This window comes from Priestia megaterium (genome assembly GCF_009497655.1).
GTDB classification, from domain to species: domain Bacteria; phylum Bacillota; class Bacilli; order Bacillales; family Bacillaceae_H; genus Priestia; species Priestia zanthoxyli.
Window position 1 is genome coordinate 1935986 of sequence record NZ_CP023317.1, and the last position, 16377, is coordinate 1952362.

The 16377-nt window shown below is 37.1% G+C and carries 20 protein-coding genes; 13 read left to right on the forward strand and 7 right to left on the reverse strand.

Features of this window, described 5'->3' with window-relative positions:
* Positions 1-7 precede the first annotated feature (7 nt).
* On the reverse strand, positions 8-928 hold the full coding sequence (locus CEQ83_RS09715) for a CobW family GTP-binding protein (RefSeq protein WP_014460454.1): 921 nt from the start codon (positions 926-928) through the stop codon (positions 8-10).
* Positions 929-1179: 251 nt separating this feature from the next.
* On the opposite strand from CEQ83_RS09715, the gene panE reads away from it, so the two are divergent.
* Both panE and CEQ83_RS09725 read left to right on the forward strand, forming a co-directional pair.
* Entirely contained in the window at positions 1180-2109 is a 930-nt protein-coding gene (gene panE, locus CEQ83_RS09720; protein WP_028413634.1) for a 2-dehydropantoate 2-reductase, read from the forward strand.
* Positions 2109-2909, forward strand: coding sequence for a GIY-YIG nuclease family protein (locus CEQ83_RS09725; RefSeq protein WP_028413633.1), 801 nt, complete (start codon positions 2109-2111; stop codon positions 2907-2909). Before panE ends, CEQ83_RS09725 begins: the two co-directional genes overlap by 1 nt.
* 50 nt (positions 2910-2959) lie before the next feature.
* Here the strand turns inward: CEQ83_RS09725 and CEQ83_RS09730 are convergent, their stop codons facing one another.
* Positions 2960-3271, reverse strand: coding sequence for a hypothetical protein (locus tag CEQ83_RS09730; protein ID WP_016763842.1), 312 nt, complete (start codon positions 3269-3271; stop codon positions 2960-2962).
* A gap of 243 nt (positions 3272-3514) precedes the next feature.
* Between CEQ83_RS09730 and CEQ83_RS09735 the strand changes: the two genes are divergently transcribed.
* Genes CEQ83_RS09735 through proC form a run of 4 tightly spaced genes read left to right on the forward strand, consistent with a single transcriptional unit; the run spans position 3515 to position 6289 of the window.
* Entirely contained in the window at positions 3515-4402 is an 888-nt protein-coding gene (locus tag CEQ83_RS09735) for a 5'-3' exonuclease (RefSeq protein ID WP_028413632.1), read from the forward strand.
* Between the two features lie 46 nt (positions 4403-4448).
* Positions 4449-4796: a YojF family protein gene (locus tag CEQ83_RS09740; protein ID WP_013056714.1), complete on the forward strand. Its 348-nt coding sequence runs from the start codon at positions 4449-4451 to the stop codon at positions 4794-4796.
* A gap of 23 nt (positions 4797-4819) precedes the next feature.
* Positions 4820-5482 carry a bacillithiol biosynthesis deacetylase BshB2 gene (bshB2, locus tag CEQ83_RS09745; protein ID WP_013056715.1) on the forward strand — a complete coding sequence of 221 codons (663 nt, stop codon included), beginning with the start codon at positions 4820-4822 and terminating at the stop codon, positions 5480-5482.
* Between the two features lie 3 nt (positions 5483-5485).
* Complete coding sequence (gene proC, locus CEQ83_RS09750; RefSeq protein WP_028413631.1) at positions 5486-6289, forward strand: pyrroline-5-carboxylate reductase; 804 nt, start codon at positions 5486-5488, stop codon at positions 6287-6289.
* A 159-nt stretch (positions 6290-6448) separates the two neighbouring features.
* On the opposite strand, the gene CEQ83_RS09755 is transcribed toward proC, so the two are convergent.
* Positions 6449-6847, reverse strand: coding sequence for a thiol-disulfide oxidoreductase DCC family protein (locus tag CEQ83_RS09755; RefSeq protein WP_028413630.1), 399 nt, complete (start codon positions 6845-6847; stop codon positions 6449-6451).
* A gap of 149 nt (positions 6848-6996) precedes the next feature.
* On the opposite strand from CEQ83_RS09755, the gene CEQ83_RS09760 reads away from it, so the two are divergent.
* Complete coding sequence (locus CEQ83_RS09760; RefSeq protein WP_155017213.1) at positions 6997-7563, forward strand: RNA polymerase sigma factor; 567 nt, start codon at positions 6997-6999, stop codon at positions 7561-7563.
* Complete coding sequence (locus CEQ83_RS09765) at positions 7560-8321, forward strand: anti-sigma factor (RefSeq protein ID WP_028413628.1); 762 nt, start codon at positions 7560-7562, stop codon at positions 8319-8321. The genes CEQ83_RS09760 and CEQ83_RS09765 overlap by 4 nt, the downstream gene beginning before the upstream one ends.
* A gap of 42 nt (positions 8322-8363) precedes the next feature.
* Here the strand turns inward: CEQ83_RS09765 and CEQ83_RS09770 are convergent, their stop codons facing one another.
* Positions 8364-8798: an Hsp20/alpha crystallin family protein gene (locus CEQ83_RS09770; protein WP_013082862.1), complete on the reverse strand. Its 435-nt coding sequence runs from the start codon at positions 8796-8798 to the stop codon at positions 8364-8366.
* A 229-nt stretch (positions 8799-9027) separates the two neighbouring features.
* Between CEQ83_RS09770 and CEQ83_RS09775 the strand changes: the two genes are divergently transcribed.
* Both CEQ83_RS09775 and CEQ83_RS09780 read left to right on the forward strand, forming a co-directional pair.
* A complete protein-coding gene (locus CEQ83_RS09775) occupies positions 9028-9408 on the forward strand; it encodes a replication termination protein (RefSeq protein ID WP_013056721.1) in 381 nt (126 codons plus the stop codon).
* Between the two features lie 374 nt (positions 9409-9782).
* Positions 9783-10061: an AbrB/MazE/SpoVT family DNA-binding domain-containing protein gene (locus CEQ83_RS09780; protein WP_025752053.1), complete on the forward strand. Its 279-nt coding sequence runs from the start codon at positions 9783-9785 to the stop codon at positions 10059-10061.
* Between the two features lie 86 nt (positions 10062-10147).
* Here the strand turns inward: CEQ83_RS09780 and CEQ83_RS09785 are convergent, their stop codons facing one another.
* A complete protein-coding gene (locus CEQ83_RS09785; protein WP_028413627.1) occupies positions 10148-11521 on the reverse strand; it encodes an MATE family efflux transporter in 1374 nt (457 codons plus the stop codon).
* A gap of 219 nt (positions 11522-11740) precedes the next feature.
* Between CEQ83_RS09785 and CEQ83_RS09790 the strand changes: the two genes are divergently transcribed.
* Positions 11741-12493, forward strand: coding sequence for an SDR family NAD(P)-dependent oxidoreductase (locus CEQ83_RS09790; RefSeq protein ID WP_099330872.1), 753 nt, complete (start codon positions 11741-11743; stop codon positions 12491-12493).
* Positions 12494-12524: 31 nt separating this feature from the next.
* Here the strand turns inward: CEQ83_RS09790 and CEQ83_RS09795 are convergent, their stop codons facing one another.
* Entirely contained in the window at positions 12525-14036 is a 1512-nt protein-coding gene (locus tag CEQ83_RS09795) for a phytoene desaturase family protein (protein WP_155017214.1), read from the reverse strand.
* Positions 14037-14172: 136 nt separating this feature from the next.
* Between CEQ83_RS09795 and CEQ83_RS09800 the strand changes: the two genes are divergently transcribed.
* Together CEQ83_RS09800 and CEQ83_RS09805 are read left to right on the forward strand one after the other, a co-directional pair.
* On the forward strand, positions 14173-15276 hold the full coding sequence (locus CEQ83_RS09800) for a glycosyltransferase family 2 protein (protein ID WP_155017215.1): 1104 nt from the start codon (positions 14173-14175) through the stop codon (positions 15274-15276).
* Complete coding sequence (locus tag CEQ83_RS09805; RefSeq protein ID WP_226313290.1) at positions 15219-15737, forward strand: glycosyl-4,4'-diaponeurosporenoate acyltransferase CrtO family protein; 519 nt, start codon at positions 15219-15221, stop codon at positions 15735-15737. Before CEQ83_RS09800 ends, CEQ83_RS09805 begins: the two co-directional genes overlap by 58 nt.
* Here CEQ83_RS09805 and CEQ83_RS09810 read toward each other — a convergent pair.
* Entirely contained in the window at positions 15734-16186 is a 453-nt protein-coding gene (locus CEQ83_RS09810) for a hypothetical protein (RefSeq protein WP_013056728.1), read from the reverse strand. The two genes, CEQ83_RS09805 and CEQ83_RS09810, sit on opposite strands and share 4 nt — an antisense overlap.
* Positions 16187-16377 lie beyond the last annotated feature (191 nt).

A 16377-nucleotide genomic window follows, 5' to 3' on the forward strand; every position in this document is an offset into this window, starting at 1 on the left:
GGGATTTTTAATGAGATTGCTGTTCAAGATTAAATAATTCTTGTTTCATCTTAGCGTGATCGAGGTTTTCACCTATAAAGACAAGAGTGGTGGGCAGCTTCATCATTTCTTTCATATATAGAGGCATGCCGTATGAATATTGAAACGAATACGTATCATTCGAATGAGTGAAGCGCATGTAGCCTTTAATGCGATAAATGGTATCTGGCATTTGGCGCAGCCAATTTTCAAATAATTCAAGATCCACTTTTTTTGTAAACTCATATACAAATGTTTTCAAATGAAGATGATCTTCAACATGAGCCTTATGGTGCGGCTGTTTTTGAGACAGCTGAGCTTTTTGAATCACATCAAGCTTCACGCGGGAAAATGTCGTTAATAATGTCCTTGCACTAGCGTTAATGGATTGAATCTCAAAAAGCAGGGAAGACTTTTCTGACTCAGACAGCATGTCCGTTTTATTTAATAAAATTACATCCCCATGTTTTACTTGTTCTTGAAGAAGTTTTTGAAGTTGAATGCTTAAGGAACCACGTTCTTTCCATCTTGTCGCATCCAGTGTGGTGATAATACTTTTAATCGTAACTTGATGCGCAAAAAGAGGAGACATACAAGCATCTAATACTTCAATGGGATGGGCAACTCCCGTTGTTTCTATATAGATAGCATCCAATGTGTTCTCCTGTAAAAGTGAATGAAGCTGCGTTTCAAATTGACCTTGAATCGTACAGCACACGCAGCCATTTAGCAATTCTTTTAACGGCGTGTCTTCTTCTACTTCATTTGAGTCAATCGAAACTTGGCCAAGCTCATTCATCACAACAGCAATATTGCGATTACGATCTTTTTCTTGCTGAAGCAGCTGTTTAAGCAACGTTGTTTTTCCGCTTCCTAAAAATCCAGATAAAATGTAGATTTCTGTTTTCATTTCAGTCTCTCCTATGTAAATAACATTATTTAAATCGGAATTTTTCCGATTAAGGGTTGGTAAATCGTATATCCAAGAGGGGATAAATGTCTAAACGTAAATTTTTATGCTTTTTTGTATTCATTATAACAACTTTAAAAGCGCTATGGCTATCTTTTGTAGAAAACTCAAAATACAATGAAATAAGAATATTATAAAATTTCAAACTAGCTGTGCTACAATAAAAGAAAAAGAAAAGGGGAGCAAAAGTTATGCGAATATTAGTTTTAGGCGCAGGCGGCGTTGGCGGTTATTTTGGAGGCAGGCTTGTGGAAAAAGGAGAAGATGTTACTTTCCTTGTCAGAGAACGCAGAAAAAAAGAGCTGGAACAAAACGGACTTGTGATTAAAAGTGCACACGGTGACTTCACTTCACCTGTACAAGCTATTACAAAATCTGAGGTAAAAGGACCTTATGATGTTATTTTGTTCACAACGAAGGCTTATCATCTTACACAAGCAATTGAAGATGTCCGTCCTTTTGTAGGGAATCAGACCGTTGTAATACCTTTGTTAAACGGTATGGCTCATGTCGCTCCATTGCAGGAAGCTTTTGGGGAAGAGAAAGTCATTGGAGGGCTGTGCTTTATTGAAACTACTTTAAACCAAGATGGAGAGGTCGTCCAGACGAGTCCTGCTCACAGACTTGTATTTGGTGAATTTAAGCAGAAGGACACAGAACGATTACAACTGATTGAGCAAGCGTTCAGTGGTACAAAAGCTTCGTTTGTGAAAAGTTCATATATTGAACAGGATATGTGGCATAAGTATTTGTTTATTACGGTTATGTCAGGCATGACTACTCTTATGCGCGCACCTGTTGGACCAGTTTTAGCAGCAAAAGGCGGGCGTCAATTTGTGCAAGAACTTTTTAAAGAAGTGGAAAATATTATGATGGCCTACGATGCACCATTAGCCGAAGGAATCATTGAACAGCATATGAATACGATGGACAAAATGACGTATGACATGAAGTCATCGATGCAGCGCGACATGGAAAAAAGCTCTCAAATTGAAGGAGACCACCTTCAAGGATATTTGCTGAAGTTAGCTGAAAAATCGTCTATACACGTACCGCTTCTTCAAACTGTACATACGCATCTAAAAGTATATGAAGAAATGTTAAAAGGTTATCAAAAATAATGACAGCAAAAATTGATTTAGCAGTCATGCAAGTATTGCAAAAGCTGCTAAGTACAGCAGAAATGGGACAATTACCTTCCGCTCCTGGCATTTATTTTTTCTTTGATGAACCCGGCCGGCTTTTGTATATCGGAACCACGACGGGCTCTCTATCAGAAAGAGTAAGAGCTCACGTTGCAGGAAAAGGTGTTAGCAATACAAAAAAATTCCACAAAGAAATTCATGCGGTTGGATATATTGAAGTTCATGGATTAAAAAAAGAATTAGATATGTTGAGAACGATGCTTGTGAATGGTTATTTTCCAAAATACAATAAACAAGATGTAAAAAGAGAAAATGAATACGACATTTACACCGTTCACGGCAGAGTCCTCAGGGATACAGGAGTTAACAAGAAAAAAGTCTCTAAGCGAAAAACGGTGCTAAAGCCAACGTTAAAAGAGATAGAGATTCGTCAAGAAAACAGCGATATTACATATGCACGAGTCGCAAATATGAATGCTGAAGATCGAGTGAAAAAATTGTGGTCTTGTCAAGAAGCAGGAGCGCAGCTACATCTTCCGGAGTCGAAAGTGTTAGCAATAAGTGACCGGCTCTTAAAAGAACAGTATACATTTCAGCGAGATATGAAAAAGAATATGATGTTTACGATGCGGGATTTAGTTGTTATTCAAGTGTTGTTAAATTTAAATCCGACTCATGATTTGAAAAAGAGAGAAATAAAGGAAGCCATCAGTTTAGTGCGTAAATTTGGCATAGAAGAAGCTCTTCGCATCTCTGAAAAATTACTCAAAACGTAATAAAATCCATGATCATTGTGATCATGGATTTTATCATTTATCATTCGCGCTTAAGCTAATTCGTCAATAACTTTTGGTAGAGCCATAATGGAAATAACGCAAAGTGAACTGACAACTTGATGCATTTCAAAAATGGCAATGATGAATAACATCAGTGATATATATAATTGAAGGCCTTTTAATCCCCACGGCTTGCGATCGAAAAAAAAGTCGCTAAGTACAAATACAAAGAAAATGAGCGAACTGAACAAAATAATCATGGATGTAGACATGGAACGATCATAAGCAATGATAAATAACAAAGCGAGAAGCGACACAACAGATATAACTTTTAATGTTTTAATCATCGTGTTTTTATTCACTTTTTTCACCTTCATTTGTAGGATTGATCTTTCATCCTCATTTTATAGGATAGTCAAAAGTTCTAAAAGTCAAACGAATAAATCATAACAACAATTTAACATCTTTATACTACATTTACATTGAGAGAAAAAAATGGGCGGGTTTTGAGCTTTGTGCACTTCATTGACGCGTGCAAAGAACAAGTGCTATAGTATGTTTGCTCTAAAAGCTAAAGGAGCAAAGTTTTCAAAGGACGTGACTATGTGAACGAAACACTATTAGTAATTGATGGATTTAATTTATTAAGCCGCTGTTATTTTGCTACTTCTTATGGAAGAGATGAAGCAGCGTTGACAAGAAACAGTAAGGGCCAATTTACGAATGCCCTGAGAGTAACGATTCAAAAAATGCATGCATTGATTCACCAATATGAGCCAAGCCATATTTTCGTCGCTTGGGATGTTAAACGCGAGGATACAAAACGTAAAGATACATACGCTTTATATAAGCAAACAAGAGCAGAGCTGCCTGATCCGCTGATTCAGCAGTACGAAACGTTAAAGCAATTTTTTGATACAGTAGGCATTTATCAAATGTCATTGTCTTCTTATGAAGCAGATGATTTAATTGGAGCACTTGCAAGCAAGTGGAGTAAGGAAAAGCAAAGTCCAGGGTACATCTATAGCAACGACCGAGACTTGCTTCAGCTCCTAGATCAACATATTTCGCAAATTATTGCTAAAAAGCAGGTTGGCGATCTTGTTTATGGCTTTAAGCACTTTCAAGAAGAATATAATATTCATCCTCGTCAATGGGTGGACGTAAAAGCATTGCTTGGTGACAAATCTGATAATATTCCGGGCGTTCCAGGTGTAGGAGAAAAAGCCGCACTGCCTCTTATTCAACAATATGGCTCTATCCATGAAATTTATGCACAAATTGAACAATTAGATCCAGCTTTTAATCGTTACAAAAAAAAGCTAGCAGAAGGAAAAGAACTAGGTATGCTTAGCCGTGAACTCGCTGAGATTATTATAGACATTCAAGAAATCAGTATGTTGAATTGGGAAGAATTAACATTTATGTATGATTATGAACGATGGAATAAAGAAATTCAAAGTCTAGAACTAAACATTAGGATTCGCTCCTGATTTTTAGTACAATACAATTTATGAACATGAGAAAGGAGTAACAAGCGTGCAACCAATTCATAAAGAAACAGTTCAAAAAAAAATACAAACATTTTTAAATAAAGACGTATATGTACACCTTGAAACGACAAACGGTGCATATGCTTCACACGTAAATGAAAAAGTAATGACAGTTGGGGCTTTTATTCGCAATGGTAAAGTCACTATTTCAAACGGAAAGATAACTGGAGAAGGTCCTTATCGTGTAGGTCTTCAAATTGATTTAGGATGGATTTATGCAGAGGGATTAACAGATTGGGAAATTGATGAAGAAGGCAGACTTCTTTTAGCAGGGCATGACTTTGAAGGTCGTTTAGCAGTTGCCCTTCAATTAAGTGAACATCCGTTTTCATAACAGAAAAGAGAGGAGAATAGAACATGGAAGAAAGATTATTAATTGTATTTCCGCATCCTGACGATGAAGCATATGGAGCAGCAGGAATGATCACGCAAGCTAGACAAAAAGGAACGCCCGTTACATATGCTTGTGTTACGCTAGGTGAAATGGGACGAAACATGGGTAGACCGCTGTTTGCTAACCGTGAAACTCTACCTCAAATCCGAAAAAAAGAACTTTTAGATTTAGCAAACGTTTTAGACATTCAAGACTTGCGTATGCTAGGGCTTCGTGATAAAACGCTAGAATTTCTTGATATTGATGTTTTTGCAGATAAAATTGAAGAAATTATTAACGATGTAAAGCCGACTCACATTTTAACGCATTACCCTGGCTTTGCAGTACACCCTGATCATAATGCCACGGGAGCAGCTACGATCCAAGCGGTAAAACGTATGCCAAAAGAAAAGCGTCCGGTTGTTTGGTGTCATGCGTTTTCAAAAGATCGTATTGAACATATTGGAGAACCAGATGTTATTTTTGATGTAACAGCGATGAAAGATAAAAAAATTGAAGCGTTAAAAGCCCATCGTTCTCAAACAGAAGGAATGATGAACGCAATTGACTTCGATCGCTTATCTGACTATCCGCAAATGGAACGTCTATTAACAAGAGAAGAATTCTGGACATATAACTGGGAGTAACAGATGAAAAAACAGCGAATTTTATTTATTGGAGCAGGACGAATGGCTGAAGCCGTAGCGGCTGGCTTGGTTACGAGCAGCGCTGATAGTATTGAGGCAGTGGTGATGTCAAACAACGGAGATATCGGTCGGTTACAGCGAGTTGAAAAAACGTACGGCGTACAAACGACGCAAAATTGGCGCCAAGAAGTTGACAATTCGGACGTTATTATTTTAGCGATGCCTCCCGAGGCGCATCCTTCCGTTCTCAAGGAACTTTCGACTCATTTAAATCAGCAATTTGTTGTAACGTTAGCTGCAGGAATTGGTCCGAGTTATTTAGAAAACCACCTTCCTCAGGAAACGCCTGTCGCTTGGATTATGCCAAATACAGCTGCTATGATTGGGCAATCGATGTCCCTGTATACACTTGGAACTTCTGCAACAAAAGAGCATAAAGAAGTGCTTCAAATGATTTTAAAAGGAATTGGTGAAGCGCATGAGTGTTCAGAAAAAGAAGTACATGAGCTAACGGCTGTAACTGGCAGTGCACCTGCGTTTTTATATTATTTTGCAGAATCGTTAATTGATGCAACGACTGCTTACGGTGTGGACGAAAAAACAGCCAAAGATTTAGTTATTCAAATGATGTATGGCTCTGTACAAATGCTGCATGAAACCAAAGATCCTGCGTCTTTAAGAGAGCAAGTAACAACTCCAGGCGGCGCTACTGCCGAAGGATTAAAAGTGATGAAAGAACAAGACTTTTTCTTAACAATGAAGCAGGCAATTGAAGCAACGAATAAAAAAGCAATGGGTGGAAGCTAAAAAAGCTCATACAACCATATGTTAGATAAAAAATCCGAACTATAGTTCAGCATTCTTTCATTAGAATGTTGAATCAGTTCGGATTTTTTTATGAATAGACTTTCTTAACATAAAAATATGCCTCTTTGGAATCGTTTTTTCTCTATGTGCCGAGCTTTTTTAGTCATCGACAAATCGCTTTTTTGTATCAGAAGTTGGGAGCATGCAGTGCTGCTGTTTGCCAAACCACTTATATCGGTTGCGAGCGATCCAGTTGTATACGATATCTCGAATAGGCGCAGGAATGATAATAAGTGCATATAAAAATTTAACGGGTCCATCTAAGCGCTTGGCGATTTTTAAAGCAGCCGTTGATTTTATATATCTTTGTTTTCCATGGATATATACAATGCTGTCTAATTGCTCAGGAAGTAAGCCGTGAGAGGCGAGCTGCTGCTTTCCGAAATCTGATTGAAGAGAGGCGAAAGAAAACAAAGCTTGTTCATCATGTTTAATAATAAATTGAACACTGCTGTTACATAAATTACATATGCCATCAAAAAGAATCAAATGTTTCATTGGACAATTTCGCTCCTATTCCATAAAAAAAGTATAATTACTTGTCATTTTTGAAAAATAAAGGTACGTTTAAAAGATGTGAAAGTGATCCAAATGCAAAGGTAATTCGATTATATAATAAGGACTCATAAGAGTTAAAGGAGAAGGGTATGAAAGAGCAAAACGACGTTGTCTTATACAATAGAATAAAAGAACGAGACAAAAAAGCCCTTGAACTGCTGTATGACAAGTACGAGCGAATTCTTTATTCGTTTGTATACCGGTTAACAAATAGCTCTGATATTGCTGAAGAAGCTGTTCAAGAAGTATTTATTAAGCTGTGGAGAGGAAAGGGAGTTTACAGCGATGAAAAAGGGAAGTTTTCATCATGGCTGTTTACGATTACAAGAAACACCGCGATTGATATGGTGAGAAAAAGAAAAAACGATCCTATTTTCTCAGAAGAAATTTTTGATTTTATTGAAGATGATCATCCTCAGATTGACGAGCACCTTCAGTGGAAAGAAGAACAGCAGAGAGTACGGCACGCTGTATCAAAATTGTCTGAAGACCAAAAAAAGATTATTCAATCCGTTTATTTTAAAGGATTAACGCAGCAAAAAGTAGCAGAAGAGCAGCAAATCCCATTAGGAACAGTAAAGGGTAGGGTGCGATTAGCGTTGCGGAAATTAAAAACATATTTAGGTACCGATGCAGAAGGGAGAGCTGATTCATGAGTATGTGCGATAAACTAATTGATTACTATAATGATCAGTTGACTTCCCATGAGAAAAAAGAGTTTGAAATGCACTTAAAAAACTGTCAAAGCTGTCAGGATGAACTAAAAGAACTGGAGGAAGTTCTTGGAGATCTAACGTATTTGACACCAGAGCAATCTCCTCCTCCAGAAATGAAACAGCGAATACTTGCAAATGTATTCGAAGAAGATCAAGGTGAGACAAAGAGAGAATCAATAGCTTTAAAAAATGAAAAACAATATGCTGCGTCTAAGAAATCAAATAAAAAATCCGTCATTATTGGATTAGCTGCGGCACTTATTTTATCCCTTGTAGGAAACAGCTACTTTCTGTTGAAAGATGGAGACAAAGGCAAACAAGAACCAAATGTTTCGGTTGCTCCTCAAAATGAACCTCTTACATCTGAGAAAACGATGAAGCTGCAGGCAGAGCCGAATGTTTCTGGTGAAGCAACAGCATCTCTGACGAAAAAAGGTGGAAATTTAAATGTGGTCATTCAAGCGAATAACTTGAAAAATGTAAAAGGGAATGAAGTCTATCAGGTATGGCTCATAAAAGGTGATAAGCCTCACCCGGCAGGTGCTTTTGTAACAGATAAAAATGGAAATGGGACAGTGGTCTATACGATGAGCCAAAAAGAACAGAGTGAAAAGTGGGATGTTATGGCCATTACTTTAGAACCGAACGCGAATAATAAGACGCCAAAAGGAAACGTTGTGTTAAGTTCAGCGCTCTAACAAAAACCCTTCTGCTAGCAGAAGGGTTTTTGTTACGTGCAGTTAATCATCTTCAAACTGTATAGCAATGGTTTGATCATTTTCTATCTTATTCAGTCGAATTTCCAATAAACCATTTTTGTACTTAGCGCGAACTGGTTCGTCCGTGTAGTGAAAAGGAAGTTTGACCGTGCGAGAAAATACGCCTGTATGGCGTTCGTTCAGCTTTAGCTTTTGTTTAGATGCTTCATAAGCATAAGGAACGTTCCCTTCAACTGTTAATATATTTGCGTCCAACTTAATTTGAATGTCGTTAGTGGAATGTAGTCCAGGAACTTCAACGACGATAATGCCTTCTTTATCGGTTTCATATAAATCGACGTTTGGAAATCGCTTTGGCAAGATGTGATTTAAATCGCTCCAAAAGTGATTTCCAAGCATATCTTCTACCTTATGCTGAATTGAACCCCAATCAATCTCTTCATATTTTTTACTCAAAGGAACCCCTCCTTATATTCACGTAAATTCCTTCTATATATATGAAAAAAAGAAAATTCAATGCCTGCTTACAAAGAATGAGAAAAATGCGTAAATAAGTGAAAAAATGTGAGGAAAAAAAGAGATTTTGAGTGAAAAAGAAGGATTATGTAGAATAAAAAAAGTATAATTACGTATAGAGCTTTCTATTATTCTAAATGAAAGCAAGTATGTGAAGGGGGAAGTTGAGATGAGAGAAAAGCGTACATCCAGTGGTTTTCTATTAAAACAACGTGCTTTCTTAAAATTATATATGATTACAATGACGGAGCAAGAGCGTCTGTATGGCCTTCGGTTATTAGATGTGTTGAGAGATGAATTTCGACCTTTTGGATTCAAACCTAATCATTCTGAGGTATACAAAGCTCTTCATGACTTGATTGAAGACGGTGTCCTCAAACAGGTGAAGCGTAAAAAAGAAGGAATGAAGCTTCAAGAAGTGGTTTATTATACATTTACAAATGAGGGAGAAGAGAAAGCTAAATTATATAAAAAACAATTAAAAGTAGAGCTGGAGCGGTGTGAAGCTATGATTCAAAAAGCTATTCGTGACAACTTCGGGTCCAAATGAACGTGTCTTTAGTTAGAAAAGACACGTTTTTTCTATAGCTGATTTTGTCGTCTTATGTCGGAATAAAAGTTATAAAATGGGTACAAAGTAGTGTAAAAGATGGATATATAGTTATATTATGGATAAAATACACACTTTTAACATATATGGATGAATTCGATTTTAAAGATTATGCACTATTCATAAATAGTGTACGAATTGATATGATACAAAGTGTATATAAATCTATTTAATACGTTATTTGCCATATTTTAAGAACTTATAAACCGTTATCAGACCATCATTCAAGCATTTTGGTTTTAGCAACTCTGACGAATTTGACTAGATTTGTATCGAGAAGATATTATTTGTTTACTATGAAAGGAATGGATTTTATGAAGTCTACAGGAATTGTAAGAAAAGTAGATGAATTGGGTCGCGTAGTAATTCCTATTGAATTGCGCCGTATTTTAAATATCAACACAGGTGATCCAGTAGAAATATATGTTGATGAAGATATTATTATTTTACAAAAGTATAGCCCGTATGGTGCTTGCTTAGTAACTGGGGAAATTACGCGTGAAAACTTAACCTTTGGTAATGGAAACGTTGTGTTAAGTAAAAAAGGTGCGGAACAGCTTTTACAAGAGTTAGAGCGTACCTTAAATAAATAAGAAGTTTTAGGTCTTAGTATAAGGAAGAATATCCATCCATCTTTAAACCAAAAAAGAACGTTCTTTTGAGAACGTTCTTTTTTGGTTTAAGCCGTTCGAGAAGATTTATCCTCCTCTAGCAGCTGCTTTTTTTGTATTTTTATCAAACGATACGCAAGTCCTGTTGCTCCTGCAGCGAGCCCAGCAATTAGTCCAACCCAATAGCCAAACGCCTGCAAATCGGTGTATTTTGCTAACACAATGCCTAAAGGTAGACCAATTACCCAATAAGATACCAAGGACATTAAAAAGGTTACATTTACATCCTTATATCCTCGCAGCGCACCTTGAATAGGAGCTTGAAGAGCATCAGAAAGCTGAAAGAAAATTGCATAAATCAAAAAGTGAGAAGTTAATGCCAGTACCTCTGCATCTTTTGTATATAAAGATGCTACGGATTCTCGAAGAGTAAATAAAAGACCTGCGCAAACAAAAGCCATGCCAACAGCAATTGTTATACCAATTCTGCTATAGCTTCGTGCATCCTGATTCCGTTTAGCACCCGCTTCAAATCCTACAACGATTGTTAAAGCCATCGAAATACTCAGTGGAATCATATAGAGAAATGAGGCGAAATTAATAGCTGCTTGGTGAGAAGCGATTGTAATGGTATTATATGAGCTCATAAACAGCGTGACAGCTGAAAAAATACTTGTTTCGAAAAATACGGAAAAACCGATAGGTAAACCAATTTTTAATATTTCTTTCCAGGCAGAAAATGAGATACGGTGAAATTTTTTAAATAAACCGAAGCTAGAAAAAGGCTCTTTTTTATGAATAATTAAAATCGATATGACAAGTATGCACCAATATGTGATGGCCGTTGCATAACCAGAGCCTACTCCACCCAAGTGAGGGAAGCCCAGCTTACCGAAGATTAATACATAGTTTAAAGCCACATTAATCGGAAGCCCTAAAATGGTGACCAGCATAGACGTACGAGTTTGCCCTAAAGCATCAATAAAGTTTCGTAAAACCGTATAAATAAAAAGCGGAATAATACCAAAAGATAAAGCGATTAAATACTGTTTGGCAATGCGCATCACGTTTGCTTCTAAATTCATTCCTTTTAAGATAGGACTAACAACAAAAAAGCCGATTAAAATGATAACAGCGGCCATTAAAATGGAGACATAAAGCCCTTGAATGACAGAGAACGGAACTTTTTTCTTTTGATTAGCTCCCACCAGCTGTGCAACAATTGGCGTAATAGACATTAAAATTCCGCTTAGCCCTGTAAAAACAGGCACCCATAAGCTCGAACCAATTGCTACCCCTGCCAAGTCATCTGCACTAACTCTTCCTGACATCATCGTATCAAAAAAAGTCATTGAAAACATTCCAAACTGGGTGACCAATATCGGAAATAAAATAAAAACGAACTGCTTAACTTTTTGAGACGTTGAAAACGTTTGTTGCATTAAAAAACCCCCAATTTGAAAACATTTACACCAAAAAGCATTATATCACGCAAAGGCTTGTTTTTGCTAAGAGTTCTGACAATAAATTCAAAGAATGTATCCATAAAGAACACACTTTGAAAGGAAGTAAAAGGTAAAGTAGTATATGATTTTAATTTTGAGACGCGGTGGGATATGATAGAAAGTATAGTAGTTATCATTTAACGTGGAGGGATACGTGTGGATTTACAGTTGCAAAGCAAAAATGTACTCATTACCGGTGGATCAAAAGGGATTGGGAAAGCTATAGCTGCTTTGTTTATTCAAGAAGGAGCAAACGTTGGAATTGCTGCAAGAGGAGAGGAAGCATTACAGCATGCACAGTCAGAATTAGAAAACGTACGTACATATACAGCAGATCTAACAAACGAAGCGGATAGAGTTGCGTTAATTAAGAAATTCATTAACGACTTTGGGAGTATTGATATTTTAATTAATAACGCTGGAGGAAGTAATGGAAGCACGGCAATGGAAACAGATTTATCTCTTTTTCAGGAAGCGATGGAGCTAAACTACTTTTCAGCTGTCCACTTGAGTAAATTAGCAGCGGCACATATGACAAAAGGTGGGTCCATCATTAACGTTACCTCTATTTTTGGGAGAGAAAGTGGAGGGAAAGTCACGTACAATAACGCAAAAGCAGCGCTTATCAGCTTTACAAAGTCGTTTGCAGATGAAATGATTTCTAAAGGAATTCGTGTAAATGGAGTAGCGCCTGGAAGCATCTTGCATGAAACGGGTAATTGGAAAAAAAGAATGGATGAAAATCCGGAAAAGATTAAGCAGTTTGTTGAAAATGAAATACCAGCAGGGCGCTTTGGAGAGCCAGAAGAAGTGGCAAACGCCGTTGTTTTTTTAGCATCTTCTCAAGCTTCATGGATAGTAGGTGCGACATTAAACGTAGACGGTGGACAGTCAAAAATGAACTTTTAAAAAAAGTGCAGGAATTTCCTGCACTTTTTCATTATCCAATATCTTTTTGCATACGAGGAATTTGAAAATCTTCATTAATCGCGTCCGCTGTAAGCTGACCTGATAATGTCACCATTGGCACGCCGCCTCCAGGGTGTGTAGAGCCTCCTACAAAATAAAGGTTAGAAAGAAGCTGACTTCTTGCCGGAATTTTAAACCCTCCATTTTTCTTACGGTCAGTTGCTACGCCATAAATGGACCCACCGTTAGCGCCGTAAAGCTCTTGGATATCGTTAGGAGTAAACGTATATTCAAACTCAATGCTGGAACGTAAGTCTTCTAATCCCATTGCCTCAAGCTTTTTTAGTACGATATCACGGTAGCGGTCTTTTAATGCAGCCCAGTCGTCGCCTTCTTTTAAAGGAGGTACATGAGTAAGAACGAACAGGTTTTCTTTTCCTTCAGGAGCTTGCGTAGGGTCTGATTTAGACGATACGCCAATGTAAATTGTCGGATCCATGGCTACTTGACCTTTGTTAAAGATTGTATCAAACTCTTCTTTCTGATCCTTTGAGAAGAAGAAATTATGATGTTGAAGCTGTTTGTACTGTTTGTTAACCCCTAATAAAAGAACAAGGCCAGAAACAGTAGGTTCAAATTTTGCAAGCTGCTGAGTTTGCTTAGCTGCTTGCGCATGATTTTTTAATAAATAGCGGTAAGTTGGAATGGCTTCTAGATTAGATACCACAACATCTGCTGATAGGCTTTCACCGTTTTCTAGTGTAATTCCAGTTGCCTTTGCTCCGCTTGTTGTGATTTCTTTTACCGGCGTATTTAGATGCACAGTGACGCCAAGTTCTTGAAGGAGCTTATCCATCGCTTCAGCAATTTTGTACATTCCGCCTTTTACGTAATAAATACCTAATCCTAGCTGAACGTGAGCAAGCTGTGTTAATACAGCCGGTGCATGATAAGGAGAAGAGCCGATGTACATAATTAAAAAATTAAACAATTGACGCAAATGTTTGTTTGAAAAATATTTGCGTGTAGTAGCATCCATAGATCTCATTGGATCCATTTGAAGCAGTTCTTTTACCGTGTGCATCGTTCGTAAATCGTGCAGTCCAGATAAACTTTTTTTATAAAAACTTTTTAAGTTCGATTCGTACATTTTATTTGCATAAGATAAATAGTCAAAAAAACCTTCAATGTCTTCTGGAGCAAGTTCTTGAAGCTGCTGAAGCATGCGAGGAAGGTCACTGGTCAAATCAATTTGTGTTCCATCTTGGAAAAAAGTTCTCCACTGAGGCTCAATTCGTTCTATTGTCAAGTAGTCGTGGATATTGCGACCTGCACTGTCAAACAGCTGCTCTAGCACCCACGGCATTGTTAAAATAGAAGGTCCCGTATCGAAAGAAAACCCTTTGCCGCTGCGAATATTTAACTTACCGCCAATTCGCTCGCTTTTTTCAACGACTGTTACATCATATCCATCAGCTGACAGACGAATAGCAGCTGACAGACCACCTAAACCTGCGCCTACAACAATTACTTTCTTTTTCATCTTTTTCCTCCTTATAAAACAAAAGCGAGTTGTCAACAATGTGTATAAAATGACTTCACGCAAAATAAAAATAGGTCTACAACTTTTTATTTTGTCCAGTTCGCTAATTTTCATACGTGAAGGAAAGGAGAAAGAGATGTCTTTTTTACTGGTTGCTCTTGTCTTGACAGGTACGCTTGTCATCACTATCCCTACATTTAAACGTGTAAAAATAGTAAGAAACGATATGTCATGTTTGTCCATTATTATTCCAGCTAGAAATGAAGAAAAAAACCTTACCTTTTTATTGCAGTCACTCCAGTTACAGAACGCTGACTTTGAAGTGATTGTTGTAGATGACAACTCAACAGATCATACTGAGCGGGTAGCCAAAGCATTTGGCGTGAAAGTAGTGCACCCGGGGACACTTCCAGCTGGATGGTTAGGAAAGTCATGGGCATGCTGGAATGGAGCAAGAGAAGCAAAAGGCTCGTTGCTTTTGTTTTTAGATGCTGATCTTACAGTAGAGAAAGACGGAATTGAAAAAGTATTTTTCTACTATCAACAGCAAGGGGGGGTGCTGTCGGTTCATCCTTATCATCTTGTTAAGAGGCCTTATGAAATGTTTTCTGCTTTATTTCACTATGTTACGTTTGCATCGATTGGCGCTTTTCACCCCTTTAAAAATTGGAAAAGTCCTTCCGTCGGTTTCGGGCAGTGCTTGCTTTGCAGCGCAGCCTCCTACTTTCAAAGCGGAGGCCACGAAGGGATAAAAAAAGAAGTGGTTGAAAATATGGCACTGGTTGAGAAAATGAGCAAACAAGGTGAATTTATTGCGTGTATGAGTGGACAAGGAGCTCTTTCCATGCGCATGTATCCAGATGGTATGAAAAGCCTGATAAGAGGGTGGAGTAAAAGCTTTGCTTCAGGTGCGGGGAAAACGGAAGCCATTTATTTATTTCTAGTAAGTTTATGGCTTACTAGCATGATTAATTATGTTCTTTTTTTACCTACTCTATGGAATCAACATGCAGGCTTGGCAATTAGCAGTTATGTTTGCTATGTCAGTCTCTTATTTAATAGCTTAAGAAAAATAGGTTCGTTTACTTTTTTTTCTTTGTGCTTATTTCCTATTCACGTGCTGTTTTTTCTGGGCCTATTCGTATGGTCTTTCATCCAAACAGCGGTGAGAAAGCAAGTTAAATGGAAAGAACGCAGCATATCTATAGAAGAAGAAAAAAAGAAGAAAGTGATAAAATGACAGGTGCTCAGCTCTTAATTAATATCATGGCATGGTTTGTGATTCACATGTTCATCGCCTACAGGTGCGCAAAAATTTCTGCCTTTTATTTAAAAAAAGACCTTGCGCTGTTTAAGGTTCACAGCTGGGAAACAGTTGGAATATATAAAAAATTCGGGGTGCACCGATGGAAAACCTGGCTTCCTGATGCAGGAAAGCTATTTAAACGAGGGTTTTATAAAAAGAAATGGGAGAGTAGAACGAAGGAATATGCACAGCTTTTTTTAATGGAAACAAATCGAGCAGAGTTAACTCACTGGATCAGCATACTTCCTTCTATTCTTTTTTTTATATGGAACTCTCCTTCTATAGGTGTTTGGATGGTTATTTATGCGATTATTGCAAACGTACCGTTTATTTTGGTTCAACGATATAATCGAATACGGATTCATCAAGTCGTTTTAAAACTCAAACGAAATTAATTAACATGCCTTTGGCTCCGAGTAGGGGCCTCGGTTTTTATCTTTTTCTCCTTATTTGAAGACAATAATTTCTTGGATAAAAGAAAAAAAGAAGCAAAGGCGATATAAATACTAAAAAACACTAAAAATCCCCATAAGCCTGCTATGGCATCATCAAATTCCATGTTGCCCCGGGTAGTAATTCCTTGCTGAATTTCAATAGCAAAAACTAAGACAAGCATAACGGTAAGAGTATAGATAAAAGAAATAGCTGTAATACTAAATTTCCATTTTGACAATAATTTAAAGATCATATAAACGCTTAAAAACGTGAGCAGTCCAATAATGCCAATAATCCAGAAGTGAAGTTCTTTATCTGAAAGAGAAAATCCTAGTAAATAAAAAATATAAATTAATCCATCGTGCAATACATTAATAATATTTGTAATGAAAACAATACATTCTTTCATTTTTTCTCCTTTATAAAAATGTAAGACGTTTAAACTTCTAGGTATACAAGTATACGTAGCCCGTACTCATTCCAATTTTATATAAAAAATGCACTTTCTAGATCAAATATTAAAGAGATCTGAAATTTCAAATAATATTTATAATTTATATTATAAACAAAAAGGTAAAAAAATAAAAATTTTCGATGCAA

Bases quoted from the DNA above. Each gene is read 5' to 3' on its own strand.
- bshB2 (WP_013056715.1), top strand. From the start codon at position 4,820: ATGGAAGAAAGATTATTAATTGTATTTCCGCATCCTGACGATGAAGCA.
- CEQ83_RS09800 (WP_155017215.1), top strand. From the start codon at position 14,173: ATGTCTTTTTTACTGGTTGCTCTTGTCTTGACAGGTACGCTTGTCATC.
- CEQ83_RS09775 (WP_013056721.1), top strand. From the start codon at position 9,028: ATGAGAGAAAAGCGTACATCCAGTGGTTTTCTATTAAAACAACGTGCT.
- CEQ83_RS09795 (WP_155017214.1), bottom strand. From the start codon at position 14,036: ATGAAAAAGAAAGTAATTGTTGTAGGCGCAGGTTTAGGTGGTCTGTCA.
- CEQ83_RS09725 (WP_028413633.1), top strand. From the start codon at position 2,109: ATGACAGCAAAAATTGATTTAGCAGTCATGCAAGTATTGCAAAAGCTG.
- CEQ83_RS09785 (WP_028413627.1), bottom strand. From the start codon at position 11,521: ATGCAACAAACGTTTTCAACGTCTCAAAAAGTTAAGCAGTTCGTTTTT.
- CEQ83_RS09780 (WP_025752053.1), top strand. From the start codon at position 9,783: ATGAAGTCTACAGGAATTGTAAGAAAAGTAGATGAATTGGGTCGCGTA.
- CEQ83_RS09805 (WP_226313290.1), top strand. From the start codon at position 15,219: ATGGAAAGAACGCAGCATATCTATAGAAGAAGAAAAAAAGAAGAAAGT.
- CEQ83_RS09765 (WP_028413628.1), top strand. From the start codon at position 7,560: ATGAGTATGTGCGATAAACTAATTGATTACTATAATGATCAGTTGACT.
- CEQ83_RS09755 (WP_028413630.1), bottom strand. From the start codon at position 6,847: ATGAAACATTTGATTCTTTTTGATGGCATATGTAATTTATGTAACAGC.
- CEQ83_RS09810 (WP_013056728.1), bottom strand. From the start codon at position 16,186: ATGAAAGAATGTATTGTTTTCATTACAAATATTATTAATGTATTGCAC.
- CEQ83_RS09760 (WP_155017213.1), top strand. From the start codon at position 6,997: ATGAAAGAGCAAAACGACGTTGTCTTATACAATAGAATAAAAGAACGA.
- panE (WP_028413634.1), top strand. From the start codon at position 1,180: ATGCGAATATTAGTTTTAGGCGCAGGCGGCGTTGGCGGTTATTTTGGA.
- proC (WP_028413631.1), top strand. From the start codon at position 5,486: ATGAAAAAACAGCGAATTTTATTTATTGGAGCAGGACGAATGGCTGAA.
- CEQ83_RS09715 (WP_014460454.1), bottom strand. From the start codon at position 928: ATGAAAACAGAAATCTACATTTTATCTGGATTTTTAGGAAGCGGAAAA.